Raw genomic sequence first — 20,085 nt, forward strand, 5'->3', positions numbered from 1 at the left:
GACTACTTCAGCGATCGCGTCGGTCAGGTCTAGTACGTCGCTCCCGTGTAGAGGTTCTTCCAGCTGGTCCCGTTGGTGATCGCGCGTCCGACACCGCAGGCGAGCGCCGCGTTCGTGTTCGTGGCCTGGTCCCCGTTGGTCCTGGTGAGGATGGACAGGTCGACCGGGAAGTCAGCCGCGGAGCACTGGATCAATTCGGTTGCTCCGCGGACGGCTGCTGATCCGGTGTAGCCGGCCCAGCCGGCGCCGTTGATCGTGGCGGAGGCGCCGCCGTACACGCGCACGGGCTGGTTCAGCATGTTGGTCAGCCGCAGGTTCAGGTAGGTGAACTCCAGCGATCCTCCGCCTACCTGCACCAGCCGGTTCCCGCCGATGACGGTGGCGTCGGTGGCTCGCAGTGTCGTGGCGCCGGCAGTCCCGTTCGCCTTCTCCAGGAACCGACCGATGTTCGTAAAGGTGCCGCGGTTGACGATGACCAATGCCACCGACGCGGTAGTCGATGCCACGTTGACGAGAATGCCGGTGTTCGTGTCGATCGCGCTGACCGTGCAGTCGGCGAACGTCACGGACCCGACCGTCGCGGTGCCGTTGAGTCGGACGACGTGCGTCGTGCTGGTGTTGAGCGTGGCGACCAGTGCGTCGAACAGGACGGCGTTCACGGTGCCACCGAGAGCGAGGACGTTGTTCGGCCCCGTGTAGCGCAGCCCGCGGATGACGAGACGCCCGATCGTCCCAACGATCGAGTTGACGACGGGATCGAACGCGCTGGAGATGTTCGAGAGCTCGAGGTTGTCGATGGTCACGGCGGCGCTGTTCACCAGCACGAGGTTCCCGCTGGCGACGATGGTGTCGCGGATTGCGAGGCTGGTGATGTTGGCGACGGTGTTCGAGTCCTGAGGGCTCGGGATGACGCCGCGCGGAGCGTCCCGAACGACGACGCTCCGGTGGTTCGGGTGCTTGAGCAGCACCGGGCCGCCGTAGGCGTGAGCGATCTCGATCGACCCGAACACGTCGGTGTTGCCGCCGGCTCCTGTCCAGACGGATGCGCCTGTTCCGGTCTGGGTGACGGTGTCCACGACGATGCGGTCGAGGATGTGTCCGTCGCCTTGCCCGGATGCATAGGAGGCGCCGGCGATGAGGACTGCGCGGGTTGTGTTGCCGCCCTTGACACCGCGGATTGTGACGTCGGTGACGCTGCCGTGCACGTCAGAGTAGGCCGCGTAGTCGGTCGTGGTGATCGCGACGACGTCGTCACCGCCGGTTCCGATCGAGACCCGCTCGACCAGGCCGTTCGATGCGGGTCCGGTGATGTGCACCGTGTCGGAGGCGAGGTTGCCGCCGGTGATGTCGGACACCCGGAAGTTGGTGACGTCCCCGAGGGCGATCATGTATTTCCCGCCGGTGGAACTGACGTTGAGGCCGCGGATCGTGAGGTTGTCGACGTGCCGGAGGAACAGCGAGTGAGCACCGTTGGCCGATCCGTCGACTGCGGTGCTGGCGGGACCGCCGGCGTTGCGCTGCCAAGTTCCGCCGATGATCGTGATGCCGCTGTCGCGCTGGGTTGCCGATGCCGCGTTGGTGTTCTGCAGCATGTTCCCAACGAACTTCGACACGATCGTGGCGCCGGAAGCATCCAGGGTCGTCCCGGACGGGATGATGAGCGGCGCGGTGAGAACACACGAGCCCACGAGCCGTTTCACGCCGAGCGCCGACGTGACGTTCAACCACTCGTTGATCGTCGCCGTGCTCGTGGTGGGGTCAACGGTGAGCTGCGAGGCGAACCCAGATCGAAGTGCGGTCTTCGTCGCGCTGGTCCCGGCAGTCGCGATCATGCCCGCGACGGCTTCGTCGGCGGGCGTGGCGTTCAGACCAGGCAGGCCCTGGGGGCCCTGCGGCCCGGGGTCCCCCTGCGGCCCGGGGTCACCCTGGAGCCCGCGCTCCCCCGGGTCGCCCTTCGCACCGGTTCGTCCATCCTCGCCGCGGATGATAGGCACGCCGGCGGAGGATGTGACCGGGGCGACGACGGAAAGGTCGATCGTCTGGCCGGCGGGGACCGCGATCGAGAACGGGCCGTACGACACCGGCGTGCCGGCGTAGGTGAGGCCGGAGAACGTCACCTTGTAGGTGAAGTCACGGGGGTTGGTGTCGTCGGTGTCGGTCGCGATCAGGTTCACCGACCGCACCCCGTTCTGCACCAGGTAGCCCTGCGTGTCGAGGGTGCAGGCGATCGGCACGGGCAGGATGGTCGCCTTCTGCCCGACCACCTGGAGCGCGCGTCCCTTCGGGAGTTCAGCGGTGAACGTGACCTTTCCGACAAGCGGGACCTCGTCGGGGTTCCGGTCGGTGTCGGCCGTCGTGTCGCCGACGGCGGCGAGGAAGCGGCCGGTGACAGTTCCGTACTGCATGGGGTGTCCTATCCGAGTGCGTCGTCGGGCTCGGTCTTGAGCGCGTCGGGGTAGCCAGCGGAGGTCTCTTCCGCCGGCGGGCGGGTGTTCGGGACCTTGTAGGTCGCGGCGGTGGTCAGGAGGGCCATGCCGAGGCCGACCCACGGGGCGACGTCGTCCGGCAGGGTGATCGCGCCGGCGGTGAGCACAGCGCCGACGCCGGCGACGATCGCTTTCGCGTACTGCTGGACGACGGCGAGCGTCGCGCCGGCGGTGGTCGGCTTCTCGTGGTCGCCCATCACTTCGCCGTCTCGCGCAGGCGGTTGTAGAACTCGGGCGAGACCTTGGCGACCTTGACCTTCGCCTTCCGGAGCGCGCGCACGTCGTCCGGGCTCGGGATACTGGTCAGCTTGCCGCCGGACAGGAGGCCCTGTCCGTGGCCGTTGTCGAGAATGAGCATGTCGTCGTCTTCCTGGTCGATGATCGGTGCGGGGAGCTTCGGGGGCACAACGAGCGCGGCGGACCAGCCGGGTCGGAACCGGCCGAGGATGTAGCGCTTCGGGCGGGTGCGGTAGCGGGCCTCGCGGCTGTCGGAGCCGTTCGCGCCGAACGTGCGGACGAAGCCGTTGCCGAGGTCGGCGACCATGAATTCGACGTGGTTGCCGACGCCGTTGCCCTCCCAGTCGAAGAGCAGGACGTCCCACGGGGCGAGGTCGCCGGCGCCGGGAGCGTAGGTGCCGTCGCCGGCGGTCTTGAAGTTGTCGACCCAGAGGATCGGGCCGGGCTTGCCGCCCCAGAGGACGTGCGAGCAGAACGCGGCGCAGTCGTCCATGGTCGGCGACGCGGTCCACGGGACCGGCAGGCGATCGCGGGATCGGCCGGCGAGGCTGAGGGCGTACGCCTCCGCGTCAGCCCTTGTCGAGCGTGTGAGCATCGGGTCTCCTGTCCTGGGTGTGCTCGAGTTCGCCGAGGCGCCAGTCGTGCTGACCGAGGCGCTCGAGGATGGCGTCGACCTTCCGCTCGATCGCGGTGAGGGTGCCCTTGTTCTCGTCGTGGCGGACGTCGGCCTCTTCGCGGAGGTTTGTGTCGTGGTTGTTCTTGACCTCGTGCTTGACGATGCCGAGGTCTTCGCGCATCTCGCCGATCGCGGTCCGGATGGTGCGGACGGTGCGCCAGACGAGGACGGCGGCGGCAAGAACGATGACGACGTAGAGCACCCACCGGGCGGTGGGGTCGGAGTTCCAGACGGTCGCGGCGAAGTCGGCCCAGGAGGCAGCACGAGTCTGCATCGTTCAGGCCCCCAGCGCGTTCCACGAGATGACGAGCGGGCCGGCGGCGAGGCCACCGGACCAGTTCCCGAGACCGATCGTCGCCCCGTCCTTCGTGACCGACGACGTCGCGGCGGTGACCCGCGAGTTGCTCGCCGTCGCGGTCACTCGGGGCGGGGTGATGAACCGGCCGGCCGGGAACCGGATCGTCAAATCTGATCCGAACGTGCCGGCGGCGATGTCGTCGTTGTGGGTGATGGTGCCGCTCGCGCGAGCCTCGATCTGGTTCATGCGGGTGACGAGGTCGACCAGTTCGGTCGAGAGCGGCATTTGGCCCTGCTGGGCGAGGATCGCTTCCAGCTCGAGCGCGTTTGCCCAGTCGACGTCGGCGATGTCGCGCGCGCGGTCGGTGGGCGACAGGGCGGGGAGTCCGTAGAGCGGTGTGCGCCGTGGCATGGTCAGAGTCCTTGGTTGACGGTGGCGAGGTCGCCGATGCGGATGGTCGGGTCGAAGTTGCCGAGTGGGGCGTCGGATGCGCCGAACAGGCCGGCGATGGTGAGGTTCCCGCGGGCGTTCGATCGGGCTGGGGTGACGGTGAGGTCGTGCGTCCAGCCGCGGTCGTAGCGGAGGGTGCCGCCGATCGCCTGGTACTGAGGACCGGCGTTCGGCAGGACGTTGAACGCGGACCCGGCGAAGTAGACGGGCTCGTCCAGCTGGTACGGCCGGTAGTAGGCGTCGCTGACGGCGGTCGGGAGCGGGAGCCGGCGGTCGTCGAGGCGGAGCGTCGGGAGGCGGACCTGACCGTTGAGGGTGTTGACGATCTCGACGATGCGGTCGGCGAGCCAGCCGGGGAACCGGTTGTAGCCGTCGACCGCTCCTGGATCGAACTCGTCGGCGTCGAGGTACATGGCCTCGGTGTCGATCTTGAGGATGCGGTTCGTGTCGCTGCGGCGTCCGCGGGCGGTGTCGCGCTGGAGGAACGCTCCGGTGTAGATCACCCGCTTCTGCTGGCCGGGGGTGAGGTTCGGGTCGGCGCCGTACCAGTAGTAGGAGACCTGCACGGTATCGATCGCGTCGGAAGCGGTCGACTCACCCTGGAGCCCGTCCGGAACGGCGACCTTCCCGGCGTCGATGACGCGAGCGCCGGCGACGCTGACCCCGATCACGCCGTTTGCGTAGGTCAGGCGGGATCGTCCAGCGGTCGCGTACGAGCCGACCCGGACGGCGTTGGCGTGGGGGTCGTAGGTCACGACGCCGAGCGGCACCAGCTGGTACACCTGCGCGAGCAGCTCGAGGACGGATCGCTGGTCGGAGGCGGACTGCCCGTGGAGCCGGCGGACGACGTAGCGGTCGGGGACGGCCTCCAGGTCGACGGTGTCGTGGGCGCTGAACAGCTTGGCGGCGCCGCGGTCGAACAGGTTGTCGAGTCGGGTGACGGGACCCTGCTCGCCCCACCCGCCGGGGCCCTCGACGGACTTCGCGCCCATCTCGCCGCGGAGCACGGTCGCGGCGGCGTCGGCGAGGCGGTCGCCGGCGCTGACGGTGACGATCCAGACGGGCTCGCGGGTGCGGGAAACCGGGTTGTAGACGTTCTGCCGGGTGGCGGTGGCTTTGCTGATCCGGCCGCGGAACACGATGCGGTTCCCGATGACGGCTGACAGGCGGGTGACGGTGATGTCGGCGCCGGAGAGGTCGCCGGATGCGAACCAGTCGCCGGTGGGGTCGATGATGCGCGCGGAAAGGGTCCCGGGCTCGCCCTCGTCGTAGGGGTCGGATCGGCCCCAGACGATTTCGAGCTTGTTGAGCGCGGTGGCGGCGGACCCGTCCCAGCGGTCGGGAAGCGCTTGGCCGTCGATCGTGAGGCGTGCGCCGAACGTGGGCATCAGGCACCCCCGGGGAGCTTGCGGCCGGTGGTGCGGTAGAACTCGCGGATCACGCCGACGACCTCGCGCCCGATCGCGGTCTTGTCGCCGACGCCGGCGTTGACCGTCACGTTGAGCGTGACGGGCTCGCTGCTCTGCCCAGCGGACGAGGGCTGGCCGGAGCCGAGCGGACTCCACCCACCGGACGCGGTCGGGGTCGCCGCGGCGGTCGACATGACGGCCATGCGCGAAAACCGCTGGACGGTGCTCGCCTCGCGGGTGGCGCGCTGCACGGTGCGGGCGGACTTGCCGCCCCCTCCCCCGCCGCCACCGAACAGGCTCATCAGCTTGTTCCAGCCGCCGCCGAAATTGAATGTGGCGATGTCCCAGAGGGCGTCTGTCAGTCGGCCAACCCAGCCGATTCCATCCTGAATCCGGCCGACGAATCCGCCGATCTTGTCGCCGACCCATTCGACGGCGGTGGCGCCGGCTTCGCGGAACTGGTCCCAGTGGGTGACGACGAGGACGATCGCGGCGACGACGAGGCCGATCGCGACGATGATCGCGAGGACGATCCAGGTGATGGGGTTCGCGAGCCATGCGGCGTTGGAGGCCCACTGTGCGGCGGTCTGGATTGCCTGCACGGCGGCGAACACCTTCATGGCGCCGGAGACGATCGTGACGGCGCCGCCAACTGCGGCGAGGACGACGGCGAGCGGTCCGAGGACGGGCGCCCACTGCTGGAGCTGCGTGAGGATCGGTTCGAGGACGGGGAGCGCGGCGACGCCGATGTCGGTGAACGTCTGCACGGCGGTGCGCTGGAGCTTGACGAGGCCCTGGTCTTGGCCGACTGTCTCGTCGAGCTTCTGCGCGGCGCCGGTGACGTCTCCAATCGCCTGCACGGCAGAGGACGGGTCGAGGGCGAACAGGGCGCCGCCGAGGTCTTCGGCTTGGGTGCCGAATAGGGCGACAGCGGCAGCGTTCCGGGCGACCGGGTCTTCCATGTTGCGGAGCCCGTCGAGGACGGTGTCGAGGCCCTGTGCAGCGCCGTCGCCGCCGGCGGCGATCTGCGCGGTGGCCTCTTTCGCGTTGAGGCCGAGAGCCTCGAAGCCGGCCGCGGAGGTCGCAGAACCGTCCGTGGCACGGATCTGGAATTCCTTGAGTGCGTCGGCGACGAGGTCGGTGTTGCGGGCGCCGGCGGCGAGGCCCTGGTCGATGAGGCCGGTTGCGGTCTGCCCGTCGAGTCCGAGCCGCTGGAACAGGGCCGGGTACTCGGTGAAGGTGTCGATCAGGTCTTCGCTGGCACGGGCGTTGCCCTGGAGGCCGGCGGTGATGATGTCGAGCGCTTCGTCGGCGTCCTTCGCCATGCCGGTGCGCATCAGCTGGCCGACCGCGGCGGTGATGCCGCCGAGGTCTTGGTCGAACGTGGTTGCGACGTCGAGCGTCTTCGCGGTGATGTCCTTCATCGTCGCGTCGTTCGCGTCGCGCATCCCGTCGATGTTGCCGATGACCTGGCGGGATGCTTCGGCGACCTGCTCGAGGCTGTCGCCGTAGGCGTTGGCGAAGAGTTCGCCGTTGATCCGGCCGAGCCGTTCGGACTCGGCCGGATCGAGGCCGAGTTGCCCGGCAAGCTTGTTCCCGACCTGCGCGTTCTCGACGGCGCCGACGACGCCGGCGGCGAGGGCGGTGCCGGCTGCGGCGCCGGCGAGCTTGAGCCCGTCCGCGGCCTTCTCGGCGTGCTCCTGGATGCCGTCGACCGCCTTCTCGGCGTCGCGTGCGGCGCGCTGTGCGCCGGCTGCGTCGCCGAGGATGCGGACGGCGAGAACCGCGGTCTTACCCGCCACTGTGGGCCTCGTTTCTACGGCCGATCAGGTCGACCATGGTTGCGATGTCGTCGGGGTGCTCGGTGCGCCAGACGGACGCGGGGATGCCGGTTTCGAGGGCGAGCGCTACGAGAAGTTCGTGGGCTGACCCTCGGGGATGGATTCCCCCAGGCTCACGACCGCGTCGTCGTCGGTGGACTCGTCGGCGTCGTCCTTCTTGAACGAGACGTCGGTCGCGGCGTGCTCGCCGCTGGAGAACTCGTCCCACGTCTGCGTGGTCTTCCCCTCGCGCTTCGCGGCGGACCAGGCGCGGAAGTACATCATCCGCATGGCGTTGTCGGTCAGCCCGCCCCACGCCTTGTTCTTGCGGAGCGTGGACTCGAACGCGAGCGTGTCGCCGATGTTCGGGGTGACGTCGACCTTCTGGCCGTCGTGCTGGGTGATGGTGATGGTCGCGTTCGACACGGTCATGCTCCTTGGATGCTGTCGAGGGTGTGTTGGACGTAGTCGGTGTAGACGGGTAGCCAGCGACCTTCGGAGTCGCGGGCGCCGTCCGAGAGGAACGGTTGGGCGGTGATGTGCCGGCGGGACCAGCCCCAGTGGATCGGGGCCGCGTACGGGACGCGGGCGGTGCCGGCGCGGATGATGCCGGCGGTCTTCGTGCCGGATGCGCGGATGGTCTGTTGGAGTCGGCCGGTGCGGCGCGGGGCGAGGTCGGCGGATGCGTTTGCGGCGATTTGCGCGGCGTGCTTGTGCGCGGCCTTGAGGTCGGTGAGGTCGTCGCCGGCGCGGCGGAGGGACGCGCGGAGTTGCCGTGCGCCGTCCACCTGCACCAGTGAGTCGGCCATCAGGTGAGAACGAGCGGGGTGCCGTCGATGTCGACCGGGGTGGGCTCGCCGATGACGCGGAACTCGAAGTCGGACGTGTTCTTCTTCTTGACGTCGCCGCCGACCGTCAGCGGGACGATCGTGCAGACGCCGGACCAGCTGACGGCGAGGTCGTTGGACGGGGTGAACAGGAAGGGGACGTCCTGGAGGCGCTGCTGGTAGCACCAGAGCTCGAACGAGTCGAGGTCGTAGTCCTGGTTCGCGGTGCCCTTGAGCGCCCAGTCGGTGGAGGCGTCGCCGGCGACGGTCTCGCCGGACAGGACGGGGACGTCGTCCTCGAAGTCGCTGGACGGTTCGAGGCTGAACTTCACGAGCTGCTGCGCGGTCTCGCGCTGGCTGGCCGTCTCGCCGAGCTTGAGCGAGCCCGGGCCGAGGGTGTGGGACTTGGGCGCCATGGTGGCTCCTATTCGGGGTCGGTGTACGTGAGGAGGTAGGCGGAGAGCGGGGGGCCGGCGTTCGGGGCGAACGAGGCGGGCTCGGCGACGGTGACGTCGAGCCCGGGGGCGATTGCCGCGACGATCGAGTCGATGCGGTCCCACGCGACGATGTGGTTGTCGACGGGGCCGGCGGTGACGAGCAGTTCCCACGTCGCTTCGGTCTGGTGGTAGGTCGGGAACGTCAGGCGGGGCGGGAGGATGATGACGGCGCCGTCCGGGGCTCCTTGCGGGACCTCCAGGCCGTTGATCGTGACGAGGACCCCGTCGAGGCCGTCCGTGCGGACGGCGTTGTCGATCAGGTCGGCGATCTGCTGCGCGCGCTCGGTGCGGGGGCTCATGCGAGCCCCACGATCCACGGCGACAGGATCGAGGTCGCGGTGTTCATTGGGTCGCGGGCGAGGCGGATCGGGGCGACGTCGGCGCCCTCGAACCCGACGACGCCGTTGCGGGACGCCTTGCGCCAGTAGAGGTCGGCGCCGACTTCGAGGATCGCGCGCCGGCGGACGGCGGGCGGGACCGTGGCGTATGCCGTGACCCCGATCCGCTCGTCCACCAGCGCGGTTGCCTCTTCCTCGGAGTCGTCGCAGAGCTTCCCGCCGAGTTCGTCGGTGCGGGCGAGACCGACGTACTCGGCGAGAGTGACGTGCTCGCGTTCCGCGTCGTCGGTGCCCGCCACGATCAGGCGCCCGCGGCCGGGTCGGCCTTGACGACGGGGATCAGACCGCCGGGGACCTCGTCGGCGAGGGCCGTGTAGTAGTACACGGAGTACGAGTTGGTCAGGTTGACGATGTTCGCGTCGGTCAGCTGCGCGAGCGGGCTGTTGTAGGCGCGGACGGCGAGCTTGTTGACGAACTGCGGGGTGCCGTCCGCCTGCTTCGGGTCGACCCGGACGGTCACGCCGGCGAGGTTGCCGCCGAGCGCCTCTGGGGCGATGGTGCCGACGGCGTTGACGCCCTGGCCGGAGACGGTCATCAGCGGCCGGCCGGTGGTGTCGTTCATGACCGCCAGGGTCTTGAACGTGGCCTTGTCGACGAGCAGGACGTCGAGGCTGAGGCCCTGGTCCTCGTAGAGCCCGGCGGCGTCGATGATGCCGCCGACCCAGCCGGTGTACTTGGTGAAGTCGGTGACGGTGACCGTCGTGCGGGCGTTCGCCTTGTCGGCCGCGACGCGCTTGGCGCGGAGGGCGGCGACGAACGCGCGGAGGGCGACGTTCTTGTTGCGGCCGGCGGCGATCGCGAGGGCTCGCAGGTGGGTGTCGAGCATGTTGACGCTGGAGCGCTCGATCTCCTGACGGGACAAGCTGGTCCAGCCACCGACCGTCTTGACCGGCGCGTTGCGGGTCTTCACCTTCACGTTGCCGTAGACGAGCTCATCGCCTTCGTTGGCCTGCACGCCGACCTGGACGGTGTTGGTGTCCAGCTCGCCGAACTCGATCGAGTTGCCCTCGGCCGGCAGGGTGCCGGTGGAGAACAGGCCGGACAGGATCGAGTTGTCCTCGATCAGCCGGGTCAGGTCGCCGACCCATGCGGGGCGGAGCGTGCCGTCGTCAGCGAGCACGCCGCCGTTGTAGGCCCGCTCGAGCAGGTTCTCGTACGCCTCGATCGTTTCGCTGTCGCCGCGCACGAGGGCCTGGAGCCACTGGCCGGCGCTGCGGGTGTCGGTGACCGGGGCGGCGCCGCCGGCCTCACCGACGCGGGCCGTCAGCGCACGGAACTGGCGGTCGTTCTCGGCGCGCTCCTGGGTGAGCGCGGTGTCCAGCATGCGCTGGAACTCTTCGGGGTCCACGGGGTCTCCTTGGGGTGTGTGGTCGGTGCCGGGCTGGCGGTGACGGACGCTGGTGACGGTCGCGCCGTCGTAGGCGGGCATGGGAACGAGGGACACTTCGCGGACGCGGACGGCGGTCCGGGTGACGTCGCCGGTCTCGTCGTCGATTTCGGTGGTGATGGACTGGAAGCCGACCGACATGGACGAGACGACGCCGTCGCGGAGCAGCGTGTAGGCCTCGTCGCCGCGCGGGGTCTGCGAGATGCGGGCGGTGACTTCCCAGCCCTCGTCGGCGTCGCGGTGCGAGACGATCCGGCCGATCGGCTCGGAGTGTCGCCAGTAGAGCAGCGCGTCGTCCGAGTCCTGGACCGCGCCGCGGGCGAACTGCTCGGTGTAGTCCCCGAACCAGTCGCGGATGGAGGCCGGCTGTTCCCACGGGACGGCGATGCCGGTCACCGTGCGGGACTCGTCGTCCACGGCGCGGACGTGCATCTGGCGGACGTGCAGCTGCTCGTCCGTGGCGGCGCGGTGGTGCAGGCGGTCAGGCATCGGTGTTCTCCGGGGTCGCGGGGGCGGGAGTGGTCTTCCGGGCGGCGATGCTGGTGCGCTGCGCGGCGGTGAGGGGCGGCAGGTTCTCGCGCTTGCGGACCTCGTCCTCGGTGAGCCAGCCGCCGTCGAGCGCGATCTTGTAGGACTCGTAGCGGGTCTTCGTGTCGGTGCGGAGCAGGACGTCGATCGCGAAGCGGACCGTCTGGCCGCGGACGCTGACCTCGGTCATCGCCTCTTCGATTTCGCGGAGGACGTTCATCAGCGAGAACCGGACGTAGCCGATCCAGTCCTGCTCGACGTTCGCGTAGGTCTGCGAGCCGCCCTGGACGGCGGCGAGGAACAGCGAGCCCGGGACGCCCATGAGTCGGGCGATCTGGGTGGTGGAGAACTGCTGCGATTCGAGGAACTGCACGTCGGCCGGCTTGAGCAGCAGCGGCGCGTACGACAGGCCCTTCCCCAGCACCTTGACGTCGTGCGGGTTCCACCCGTCGACGTGCTCGCCGTTCTCGTCCAGGCCCTTCCACACGCGCTTGTAGGTCTCGGCCTCGTCGCGGTTGAGCGGCTGGTCGGTCTGGAGGATGCCGTTAGGCATGGACCCCTCGGAGAACCAGCCGGACCCGTAGTCGCGGGCGTCGATCGCGCCGGCGATTTCGAGGCGGGCGGCGGTGATCGGGCCGAGCCCTCGGTCCATGCCGGGGATGCTGAGGAACTTCAGGTGCTGGATGTCGTCGGTCGTCCAGTCGGCTCGCCCGTTGTAGGTGAACGTCTTCGCGCCGGTCTTCGGGTCGGTGCTCGGCGCGACCTTGCGTGGGTCGAGAACTTCGGTGTCGACCCACTCGCCGTTCAGGCGGATGATGCGGAGGAACGCGTTGCCGTCGAGGTACAGGCACGCGGTGATTTCTTCGAGGAAACGCGACCGGGACATGGCGAGGGCCGGCCGCTGCACCATGAGCGGGGTGTCGGCGAGGGTCTGTCCGCCGCGCTCGACCACGAGCGGAAGTTGCGACACGGCGGTGCAGTGAATCTGCACGGCGCGGAACACGGTCGAGAGGGTGAGCGCGCGCTCCTGGGTGACGGTCGTCGCGTTGGCGCGGGCCGGCGGGCGGAGGCTCTTCGGCATGGTCGAGCCGTCCGTCGTCGTCGTGTCGACCGGTGCGCCAGCCCGGAGGAGGGCGGCGGTGCGGGACCAGAACGACGACATGGCAGGAACCCTCCAGGGGGCTCCTGCCATGCGCCAACTTTGAGCGGCCCCACGCGGACACAGACGGACAGCGCGGACACAGAGGGACGGTCAGAACAGTTGCATGCCGATCTTCTCGGGCAGGTGATCGACAGCCCATGCGGCGAGGGTCGCTGCCTCCAGGGCGCTGATCGACCCGACCGACGCGCGCCGACCCCACGTCCAGGCGCCGTCGCCGATCCATCGGCGGGTGGCGAGTTCTGCTGCGGCGTCGAGCGCGGCGTGCGGCCGGTAGCGGAACTTCGGCGTGGGCTCGGCGGTGACCCAAGCGAGCACGTTCGACGCGGCGGCGGTCACGGCGGAGGTCTGGAGCGGGACGAGGTCGAGCTTCGCGCGCTCGGCCGCGTCGAACAGGGCACCGGAGGGGCCGACACGGTCAATCGCCGCGGGCGCGTCGAACTCGTCGGACAGCTGCTGGAGGCGCGGGAGCACCCAGTCGGAGCCCGGGGCGTGCCCGTTGGGGACGACGGTGACGATGATGTCGCCGGCGACGCGGACGGCGGCGACGATCGTGGCGTCCACGTTGTCGACGCCGACCGCGGCGCCGAACGCGATCGGCCCGTCCGGTTTGGTGTCATCGGTCCACGCTGCTCGCTTCCACGCCTCGAGCGGGATCGTCCGCTCGGTGGCTCCAGTGCGGCGGTTGCCGTAGGCGCGGGCGAACTCGCCGGGGCCGAGCCGCTGGAGGTTATCCACGAGGGTCTGCATGTCGAACAGGTACCCGTAGCCGGGGTGAGCGCGGGCGACGGCGTCGAGGTCGGTCGGATCGACGTCGGGGCCGATGCCGTAATCGATCAGGCAGACGGTCGGGTCGCCGGCGCGGGCGCGTTCGAGGACGGCGTTGAGGAACGTCGAGTCGACAGTTCCCTCGGTGCTCTCGATCCACACCTGCGGGCGCTGGCCGGTGACCATGGACCGGGAGCCGGCGGCGCCGGCAATTGCCTGCACGAGCGCCTGCCCGTCCGTCTGCGAGAAGGCCCACGCCTCGTCAATGGACGCGCGGTCGACTTGCTTCGAGTGCAGGGAATCGACGGTCGGCGGATGCGGGCGGAAAGTGGATCGGTTGTAAAACCGGAGTGATTCCGACCCATTAGACAGGCGCGGCTTTTTCCCGAGAGCGGATATGGACGATTGATTCCAGTCGTCCTCGACCATCTCGCGCCACTTGTCCGTGGCGTGCTGCCCAGATTGCGCCGTGTACCAGGCACGCCGGCTCGGACCCATGAGCGCATTCTGGGTACTCGTCGCGAGGTCGAGTGTCGTCTTCCCGCACTGTCGCTGCACGGTCACGACGACGTCGGAGTAGACGAACCGGCCGTCCGAGTCGACTTCGAGCGCGACGTCGGCGGCGAGGCGCTGCCAGGGGATGAACGGCTTGCCGAGCGCGTCGCCGACCGCCGCGGCGTGAGCGCCGTAGGTGGCGCGGTCAGGATTCCGGGGCGTTACTTGCCGTGGGGCCACCGGGGCGGGGGGCGGTTGCGAGTGCATCGGCGATCCTTCGGAGTTCGGGCGGGAGGTCGGACGTGTCGGCGTCGACAACGGGCGGGTCGAGCTGGTCCATCAGCTGCGAGAGGGTCGCGACCTCGTTCGCGACGGCTCGCCCCTTCTCGTTGCCCTTCGCGATGTTCTTCGCGAGCGACAGGCACATGCGCGCGAGCGCGATCCGGGACCCCGTCAATGGGTTTTTTTCGGCGATTTCGGCCAATGACTTGCGAACGGCCGATTCTTCCGGCGATTCCCCGAAATAGTCCGGAGCGATGTCCAAACCTGCGAGTATGTCGGGGGTCGTTTCAGGCATGTTCGGGGCTCCGGTTTTTTCTTTCCTGGTCGGATTGGGGGAGAACACGACGGTGGGAACGCTGGGTGTCGTGCGCGCCGTTCTCAGAAAAACGGATCATCCCCACCAGCCCCCATCGGGCGGGCCGGCGTTGACACGCTCCGGCTCGCGCGCGGTCGAGGTCGCTTCGACCTCGGGCTCGGGCTGCCGTCCCCGTGGTGCGGCTGCTGCCAGGGCTGGGGCCACAATGTCGTACCAGGTCGCGACGTGCTGACGCATGACTTCGGGTCGCTCGGCCAGGGCTCGGCGCTCGACGGTCTCACGGCCAGGGTCCACGGTGATGACGCGGCAGTGCAGCGCCCGGTACTCGGCCAGGTCGTCAGCGGTCGGCATGCTGTGGATGATCCACACCCCGCACGGGACCTGGAGCCGGCGTGCGCGCTGGATCGCTGCTGACCGAGCCCCGATCGCGACGTGGCGAACGTGCTGCGGGTAGACGTGCGTGGTGCTCGGCTTGATCGGCATGAGGGCTCGAGCTATCTCGTCCAGGTCGATCGCGACGTCGATCGGGCTCGCGTGCTCACGGATGTACGTGGACTTCCCGCCGGCCGGCGGGCCGATCAGGACGGTGATGATCGGCCCGCCGGCGCCCGACATGGCGAGGTTCCGGCGCTTCGAGTTGCACGACTTGCAGGCCGGCCGGAGGTTTTCCATGTCGTCGGTGCCGCCCTCGTGGAACGGCACGACGTGGTCCTTCGTGGTGGCCTTGTACGAGCACCCGGGCAGCTGGAGCCAGCACAGGTCGCCGTAGAACTCGATCACGCGCCGCGTGAGCGCCGCTGAGGCGCTACCGCCCCGCTTAGCGCCTCCCACTGTCGCCACCCTGCTGACAGGCCGCGAGCCAGGCGCCCACGGCGTTTGGGTGGTACCGGATCAGCCGGCCGTCCTGCACGAACGCCGGCCCTCGGCCCCGTGCACGCATCTTGCGGAGCGCTTCCGGAGTCACCTGGAGCAGCGCGGCGACCTCGGCCGGCGTCATGTACTTACCCACGGCGGACCGCGCGATCCCAGAGCAGCGTCAGGGCCTCCAGTCCGAGGACGAGGTCCGGGCCGTAGATCAGCGCCGACTCCGTGCCGCCGTCGAACGCCAGCGTGAGGCTGAGCGAGTCCTGGTGTTCGCCTCGCTCCAGACGGCCGGCGAGCACGACGCGGCGCCTGTCGTCGTCCTGAGCCTGGCGCGGAGCGCCGCCCTGGACGGGAGCCGACTGTGCCAGGCCGCTCATGCGCTCGCCTCGCTCGTCGTGTGCAGGTCCACGACTCTCCAGGCGTCCTCGAACGTCGGGACGTGAGCGCACCGCGCGATCGTGCCATCCGACGTCGTCAGGACGGCGAACCAGCCCGGGAGCCGATGAGATGCGGTGCCGCCGCGCTCGACGCGCCAGCGAGTCGTGAGGGTGCTCATGCGGATGCTCCGATCGGTGCGGGAGCGCGGAGTCCGCACGCGTTCGTGCACCACCCCGTCAACTCGTCGAAGTGGTGCTGTCCGGCGACAGCTGAGGGGCCTGTGCACCGCGAGCGAGTCTCAGGGGTGACATCTGCTCTGTGGTTACGTACCGGGGTCTTAGTAAGTTGTTCTCTTAGTTCTCTTAGTTCTCTATGCGCGACAGCAGTTGTCACCCCTGGTGTCACCCCTGGTGTCACCCCTGACGGCGTGTCGTCGGGGCTGTGGATAACCGTGTCACCCCTGAACTCGTCGTCATCTGGGTCGACCGGGAGTGGTGCCTGGGTGCTCTTCGGGTGCATGACGATGTCCCAGACGACGGGCCGGCGGTTGCCCTGCCAGTGCGACACTGCGCGCTGGTCGCCCTTCCGGATCAGGTTCGCCCGCTCGAGTTCCTGCGTGGCGCGCTGGATGCTGCGGGTGCTGACGCCGAGTTCGTCGGCAATCTCGTAGACGAGCCGCCAGGCCCGCGTCCCGTCCTGCGCAGCGACGTTCGCAAGCTTCGTGAGGACGCGGAACGCGAGCGGGCCGCACACGTCGTACGGCAGCTGGTCAATGGCATCCATGGCCTGCCAGCTCACGAACGACCACCCGAGCGGATCGCGTCTACTGCGGCCTCGTGGAACCGGCGCTGGTTCCCCGGCGTGCGGAACGCGACGAGCTTGCCGTCACGCTCCCAGCGGCGTACGGTCGCGATCGAGACACCAAGCCGTGCGGCAACGTCGCCGATGGGGAGCACTTGCCCCTCGCTCTGGCTATTGCTATCGGTCATGCGACGGACGATAGCTATGTCTAGGTCTGGATGCAAGCCGCCATGACTGCTCTGCATACCTATTGACACGTCTGCGTAGGTATGGCTACGCTCGGAGCCATGTCAAACGTGGTGCAGATGCGACGCCGCTACCCGACGTTCTCGTTCGGTGAGCGCGTGCGGAAGGTGCGCCGGGAAACCGGCATGACGCAGGCCGAGTTCGCCGAGAAGCTCGGCGTCGGGCGTCAGGCGTACGCAGCGTGGGAGGTCGACAAGAACACGCCGCCGCGCATGGTTGAGGTCGCCGAGCGCCTAGAGGAACTGACCGGCGTGGGCCGTGAGTGGTTCCTGGGCTGGGCAGACGGCTCCGGTCCGGTGGGCCCTGCCGGGATCGAACCGACGACATCCACGGTGTAAACGTGGCGCTCTACCAGCTGAGCTAAAGGCCCTGACGCGTCGCTCCCGACGCACCCCACATCCTACGGGTGCGCCGAGAACCACGTCGTACCGCTGACTACGCTCGCGCTCATGTCCCGCCGTTCCCCCGCCGTCGTCGCCGGCGTGCTCGTGACCCTGCTCGGCACCGTGCTCGCCGGCTGCTCGGTGCCCGGCTCCGACACGACCAGGACGACCCCGCCGTGGCCGCGCCCGACGGACCTGGAGCACCGCGCCGCCGAGGCCGGGCTCGAGGACGTCTGGGGGCAGCGGCTCGCCGAGCACGTCCACACCCACCTGTCGATCACGGACGGCGACACCCCGGTCGTCGTGCCGGGGAACGTCGGCCACTCGGCGTCCGAGCACTTCGCCGCGCAGCTCCACACGCACGACACCTCGGGGATCCTGCACGTCGAGTCACCGACCCGCGAGACCTTCACGCTCGGCCAGTTCTTCGACGAGTGGGGCGTCTCCCTCGGTCCGGCGCACGTCGGCGGACTCCGCGGCGAGATGACCGTCTGGTTGGACGGCAAGCGGTACCTCGGCAACCCGCGTTCGATCGCGCTGACGAACCGGCGCGAGATCGCCCTGGCCGTCACGACGATCGGCGAGGTCCCGCACCGCCCGGCGGCGTTCGACTGGCCGCCGCAGTACCGCTGACCAGCGCGCTGCGGCCGACCCGGGCGCCCAGTCGGTCCCGGGCACCCGGTCGGTCCCAGCCGCGTTCTGCGAAGCTGGACGGGAGGGGGGTGGCAGCACCATGACGGAACCGTCCAGCACACCGGGACCGGACGCACCAGCGACCCGGACACGTCGCCGGTGGATCGTCGGTGCGGGCGCGCTCGCCGTGGTCGTCGCCGCCGGCACGACCGCGTGGGCGCTCGGTGGGACCGGACAGGAGGCCCGCCCCACGCCCGTCGCGGCCCCGCGGTCTGTCCCACCCACGCCGACACCGTCGGCGACGCCACTGCCGGCCGTCCCCGAGCGCCCGTCCGACAGCGCCCTCGCCGCCCTGCCGCTCGCGTTCCACGACGCCGTCATCGGCGGGCTCCTCGATGGCTCGCAGGTCGACGCGGAGAACGCGTGGACGACCGCGACCCCGACGGCACCGCTCGTCCCGCTGTACGCCTCGCCCGACGCGGACGCCGCTCCGGTCGCCACGCTGTCGTCCTCGGTGTCCACGATCAACACGCCGACGGCGACCGCGGTCTGGGGCCGCTCTGCCGGCCAGGACGGCGGCATGGTGCTCGTCTCGACGCCCTCCCGGAACCGCACGCCGGGCGACGGCGGGGTCGCCACGGCCCCGAGCGCGACGTTCGCCTGGGCCCGCGCCGCGGACTTCACCCTCACCGGCGTCGACCGTGTGGTGCGGGTCGACAACGAAGCCTCGACGATCGCGATCGTCCGACGCGACGGTTCGGTCCAGACGAGCGAGCCCGCACGGCTCGGCACCCCGCAGGACCCCACGCCGACGGACACGAAGACGTACATGGAGGCGAACTACGTCGACCCGCAGGTGCCGTACACGCAGGGCCACCCGATCTCGCTGACCGGCGCGCACTCCGCGACGCTCGCCGGCTACGGCGGGAACGCCGCCCTCACCGCCCTGCACTACTACCCGGACCCGAACGGGTCGTCGCACGGGTGCGTCCGCATCTCGGCGGCGATGACCGAGGCCCTGGCCGGGCTGCCGATCGGGACGCCGATCGAGTTCAGCTGAGCAACTCCCGGACGACCGCGTCCGGCCGCTCCACGTGCGCGAAGTGGCCGCACTCCTCGAGCAGGACGGTCCGCACGTCCGGCAGCGACCGCCGCAACCGGTCGAGGTCGTCGGTCCGGGCGAACACGTCCTGCCGCCCGGCGACCGCCACCACCGGACACCGCACGGCGGACCAACGACGGGTGTCGTAGCGCGCGGCGGAGCGTGCTGCGCCGAGGAACCCGGCCGGCCGGAACTCCTCGACGAAGGCGTCGAGGACGCTGCGGTCGAGTCGGCGCACGGCCGCGAACACGGGTGCCGCGAGGAGCGGGAGCAGCCCGACCCGGGCGAGCGCCCGCAGGACGGTGTGCGCGGACCCGCGGGTCACGGCGAGCCCGGCGCGCAACAGGGTGAACGCCGGCAGGGACCGCAGCGCCCGCACGGGGTGTCGCGATGCCGCTGCGGTCGCGAAGGTCGTCCCCGAGACGAGCCCGAGGGTCCGCACGCGCGCCGGCCGGCTGACGGCGAGGTGCAGGCCGACGAAGGCGCCCATCGAGTGACCGACCACGTCGACCGCGTCGAGGCCGAGCGCGTCGAGTACGTCGACGAGGACCCGGGCGGAGCCGTCGACGTCGAGCGGGACCGCCGGCGCGGGCGAGGCCCCCCACCCGGGCAGGTCGACGAACACGAGGCCGCGGCCCGGCAGCCCGTCCGCTGCTGCCAGGAGCGGCGTCCACGTCGACCACGACCCGGCGACACCGTGCAGGAACAGGACCGGCCGGTCCCCACGGCGGCGGTGGACGACGGCGGGTCCGGCGCTCGTCTCGGTCGTCGTCGTGGTGAGGCCCCACCGGGACGGGTCGTCGACGATCGGGTACGGAGCGTAGGGCCCGCCGGGGACCCCGCCGACCTGCGGGGCCGAGCCGGTGTCGGTGGCGGTCACCGTGCCTCCAGTCCGGTGCGCTCGGGCACCGCCAGGGGTTCGGAGCCGACCGTGCCGGGGAGGGCAGGTGGGCGTTGCGTCAGTGAGCGCGGAGCGGCCGGGAGGCCCGGGTCAGCCGACCGGGACCGGTGCGGAGCACGCGGCCAACCGGTCCAGGGCGGCGCGGTACTCGGTCACGTCGCGGGCGACGCCGGGCTCGGTGATGATCGACGCCTTGATGCGTCCCTGCACGTCGATCACGAAGGTCGCGCGGGTGGCGAAGCCCTTCTTCTCGAGGAAGACGCCGTACTCCTTGGACACGGCACCGTGCGGCCAGAAGTCGGCGAGCAGCTCGAAGTCGTAGCCGTTCGCCTGGGCGAAGGACCGGAGCGTCGCCTTCGAGTCGACCGAGATGCCGATCAGCTCGATGCGCTGGTCCTGGAACATCGCGATGTTGTCCTGCAGCGTGCAGAGCTCGTCGGTGCAGGTGGACGAGAACGCGAGCGGGAAGAAGACGAGTGCGACCGGGCGGTGGCCGCGGTGGTCGCTGAGTCGGACGTGCTCACCGAACTGGTTCGGGAGCTCGAAGTCCGGCGCGAGTGAGCCGATCTCCAGTGCCATCGTGGTGGTGCTTCTCTCCCCGGGCGTTGGGTGTGCCCGTCGGTCCCACGCATCCACCGGTCGCGGACGCACGGTCGGCCATGCTACGCCGACGGCCCGCGAACGCAAGTGCCGACCGGTCCGCGTCGCCATCAGCGTCGCCGTCGGTGCGGGGGCCTAGAGTGG

27 protein-coding genes and 1 tRNA gene are annotated in these 20,085 nt (G+C 70.0%); 3 read left to right on the forward strand and 25 right to left on the reverse strand.

The features are described 5' to 3' along the window. Window positions 1–29: 29 nt before the first annotated feature. The 22 genes from DEI91_RS09645 to DEI91_RS09750 form a co-directional block, all read right to left on the reverse strand. Window positions 30–2,405, reverse strand: coding sequence for a collagen-like protein (locus DEI91_RS09645; protein WP_111052087.1), 2,376 nt, complete (start codon window positions 2,403–2,405; stop codon window positions 30–32). Window positions 2,406–2,413: 8 nt separating this feature from the next. Continuing rightward, window positions 2,414–2,683: a hypothetical protein gene (locus tag DEI91_RS16270; protein WP_111052088.1), complete on the reverse strand. Its 270-nt coding sequence runs from the start codon at window positions 2,681–2,683 to the stop codon at window positions 2,414–2,416. After that, a complete protein-coding gene (locus DEI91_RS16275) occupies window positions 2,683–3,318 on the reverse strand; it encodes a hypothetical protein (RefSeq protein ID WP_181439553.1) in 636 nt (211 codons plus the stop codon). The genes DEI91_RS16270 and DEI91_RS16275 overlap by 1 nt, the downstream gene beginning before the upstream one ends. Next, window positions 3,293–3,673, reverse strand: a complete 381-nt coding sequence (locus tag DEI91_RS09660; protein ID WP_111052090.1) for a DUF2746 domain-containing protein — start codon at window positions 3,671–3,673, stop codon at window positions 3,293–3,295. Before DEI91_RS09660 ends, DEI91_RS16275 begins: the two co-directional genes overlap by 26 nt. A gap of 3 nt (window positions 3,674–3,676) precedes the next feature. Continuing rightward, window positions 3,677–4,108 carry a hypothetical protein gene (locus DEI91_RS09665; RefSeq protein ID WP_111052091.1) on the reverse strand — a complete coding sequence of 144 codons (432 nt, stop codon included), beginning with the start codon at window positions 4,106–4,108 and terminating at the stop codon, window positions 3,677–3,679. A 2-nt stretch (window positions 4,109–4,110) separates the two neighbouring features. Beyond that, window positions 4,111–5,535, reverse strand: coding sequence for a hypothetical protein (locus DEI91_RS09670; protein ID WP_111052092.1), 1,425 nt, complete (start codon window positions 5,533–5,535; stop codon window positions 4,111–4,113). Next, on the reverse strand, window positions 5,535–7,358 hold the full coding sequence (locus tag DEI91_RS09675; protein ID WP_111052093.1) for a phage tail tape measure protein: 1,824 nt from the start codon (window positions 7,356–7,358) through the stop codon (window positions 5,535–5,537). The genes DEI91_RS09670 and DEI91_RS09675 overlap by 1 nt, the downstream gene beginning before the upstream one ends. Window positions 7,359–7,463: 105 nt before the next feature. Beyond that, entirely contained in the window at window positions 7,464–7,802 is a 339-nt protein-coding gene (locus DEI91_RS09680) for a hypothetical protein (RefSeq protein ID WP_146244261.1), read from the reverse strand. Between the two features lie 2 nt (window positions 7,803–7,804). Next, window positions 7,805–8,185 carry an HK97 gp10 family phage protein gene (locus DEI91_RS09685; protein ID WP_111052095.1) on the reverse strand — a complete coding sequence of 127 codons (381 nt, stop codon included), beginning with the start codon at window positions 8,183–8,185 and terminating at the stop codon, window positions 7,805–7,807. Further along, window positions 8,185–8,619, reverse strand: a complete 435-nt coding sequence (locus DEI91_RS09690) for a hypothetical protein (protein ID WP_111052096.1) — start codon at window positions 8,617–8,619, stop codon at window positions 8,185–8,187. Before DEI91_RS09690 ends, DEI91_RS09685 begins: the two co-directional genes overlap by 1 nt. 8 nt (window positions 8,620–8,627) lie before the next feature. Continuing rightward, entirely contained in the window at window positions 8,628–8,999 is a 372-nt protein-coding gene (locus DEI91_RS09695) for a hypothetical protein (protein WP_111052097.1), read from the reverse strand. Then, window positions 8,996–9,337 (reverse strand): hypothetical protein, encoded by a 342-nt coding sequence (locus DEI91_RS09700; RefSeq protein WP_111052098.1) that lies wholly within the window; start codon window positions 9,335–9,337, stop codon window positions 8,996–8,998. Before DEI91_RS09700 ends, DEI91_RS09695 begins: the two co-directional genes overlap by 4 nt. A gap of 2 nt (window positions 9,338–9,339) precedes the next feature. Next, window positions 9,340–10,974, reverse strand: coding sequence for an HK97 family phage prohead protease (locus DEI91_RS09705; protein ID WP_111052099.1), 1,635 nt, complete (start codon window positions 10,972–10,974; stop codon window positions 9,340–9,342). Then, window positions 10,967–12,205: a phage portal protein gene (locus DEI91_RS09710; protein ID WP_111052100.1), complete on the reverse strand. Its 1,239-nt coding sequence runs from the start codon at window positions 12,203–12,205 to the stop codon at window positions 10,967–10,969. Before DEI91_RS09710 ends, DEI91_RS09705 begins: the two co-directional genes overlap by 8 nt. Window positions 12,206–12,265: 60 nt before the next feature. Beyond that, a complete protein-coding gene (locus DEI91_RS15995; RefSeq protein WP_146244262.1) occupies window positions 12,266–13,702 on the reverse strand; it encodes a hypothetical protein in 1,437 nt (478 codons plus the stop codon). Next, window positions 13,641–14,012 carry a hypothetical protein gene (locus DEI91_RS09720; RefSeq protein ID WP_146244263.1) on the reverse strand — a complete coding sequence of 124 codons (372 nt, stop codon included), beginning with the start codon at window positions 14,010–14,012 and terminating at the stop codon, window positions 13,641–13,643. Before DEI91_RS09720 ends, DEI91_RS15995 begins: the two co-directional genes overlap by 62 nt. A 96-nt stretch (window positions 14,013–14,108) precedes the next feature. Beyond that, window positions 14,109–14,813 carry an HNH endonuclease gene (locus DEI91_RS09725; RefSeq protein ID WP_181439554.1) on the reverse strand — a complete coding sequence of 235 codons (705 nt, stop codon included), beginning with the start codon at window positions 14,811–14,813 and terminating at the stop codon, window positions 14,109–14,111. A gap of 37 nt (window positions 14,814–14,850) precedes the next feature. Continuing rightward, window positions 14,851–15,030, reverse strand: a complete 180-nt coding sequence (locus DEI91_RS16905) for an AlpA family transcriptional regulator (RefSeq protein ID WP_111052140.1) — start codon at window positions 15,028–15,030, stop codon at window positions 14,851–14,853. Window positions 15,031–15,034: 4 nt separating this feature from the next. After that, on the reverse strand, window positions 15,035–15,274 hold the full coding sequence (locus DEI91_RS09735; RefSeq protein ID WP_111052104.1) for a hypothetical protein: 240 nt from the start codon (window positions 15,272–15,274) through the stop codon (window positions 15,035–15,037). Beyond that, a complete protein-coding gene (locus DEI91_RS09740; protein ID WP_111052105.1) occupies window positions 15,271–15,453 on the reverse strand; it encodes a hypothetical protein in 183 nt (60 codons plus the stop codon). Before DEI91_RS09740 ends, DEI91_RS09735 begins: the two co-directional genes overlap by 4 nt. Continuing rightward, window positions 15,450–16,058, reverse strand: a complete 609-nt coding sequence (locus DEI91_RS09745) for a helix-turn-helix domain-containing protein (RefSeq protein ID WP_146244264.1) — start codon at window positions 16,056–16,058, stop codon at window positions 15,450–15,452. The genes DEI91_RS09740 and DEI91_RS09745 overlap by 4 nt, the downstream gene beginning before the upstream one ends. An 11-nt stretch (window positions 16,059–16,069) precedes the next feature. Beyond that, the gene (locus DEI91_RS09750; RefSeq protein ID WP_111052107.1) at window positions 16,070–16,264 is read right to left on the reverse strand and encodes a helix-turn-helix domain-containing protein; all 195 of its coding nucleotides are present in this window, start codon (window positions 16,262–16,264) and stop codon (window positions 16,070–16,072) included. 117 nt (window positions 16,265–16,381) lie between these two features. On the opposite strand from DEI91_RS09750, the gene DEI91_RS16910 reads away from it, so the two are divergent. Then, on the forward strand, window positions 16,382–16,660 hold the full coding sequence (locus DEI91_RS16910) for a helix-turn-helix domain-containing protein (protein ID WP_375537680.1): 279 nt from the start codon (window positions 16,382–16,384) through the stop codon (window positions 16,658–16,660). Here the strand turns inward: DEI91_RS16910 and DEI91_RS09760 are convergent. Beyond that, window positions 16,620–16,692: transfer RNA gene (locus tag DEI91_RS09760), tRNA-Val, on the reverse strand. The two genes, DEI91_RS16910 and DEI91_RS09760, sit on opposite strands and share 41 nt — an antisense overlap. Window positions 16,693–16,771: 79 nt before the next feature. Between DEI91_RS09760 and DEI91_RS09765 the strand changes: the two genes are divergently transcribed. Further along, entirely contained in the window at window positions 16,772–17,338 is a 567-nt protein-coding gene (locus DEI91_RS09765) for a hypothetical protein (protein ID WP_111052108.1), read from the forward strand. Window positions 17,339–17,438: 100 nt separating this feature from the next. Continuing rightward, on the forward strand, window positions 17,439–18,398 hold the full coding sequence (locus DEI91_RS09770; RefSeq protein ID WP_111052109.1) for a L,D-transpeptidase: 960 nt from the start codon (window positions 17,439–17,441) through the stop codon (window positions 18,396–18,398). Here the strand turns inward: DEI91_RS09770 and DEI91_RS09775 are convergent. Together DEI91_RS09775 and DEI91_RS09780 are read right to left on the reverse strand one after the other, a co-directional pair. Beyond that, window positions 18,391–19,320 carry an alpha/beta fold hydrolase gene (locus DEI91_RS09775; protein ID WP_111052110.1) on the reverse strand — a complete coding sequence of 310 codons (930 nt, stop codon included), beginning with the start codon at window positions 19,318–19,320 and terminating at the stop codon, window positions 18,391–18,393. The two genes, DEI91_RS09770 and DEI91_RS09775, sit on opposite strands and share 8 nt — an antisense overlap. 111 nt (window positions 19,321–19,431) lie before the next feature. Continuing rightward, a complete protein-coding gene (locus tag DEI91_RS09780; RefSeq protein WP_111052111.1) occupies window positions 19,432–19,920 on the reverse strand; it encodes a peroxiredoxin in 489 nt (162 codons plus the stop codon). Window positions 19,921–20,085 lie beyond the last annotated feature (165 nt).

The sequence above is a fragment of the Curtobacterium sp. MCBD17_032 genome, assembly GCF_003234855.1.
In the GTDB taxonomy this organism is placed as follows: Bacteria; Actinomycetota; Actinomycetes; order Actinomycetales; family Microbacteriaceae; genus Curtobacterium.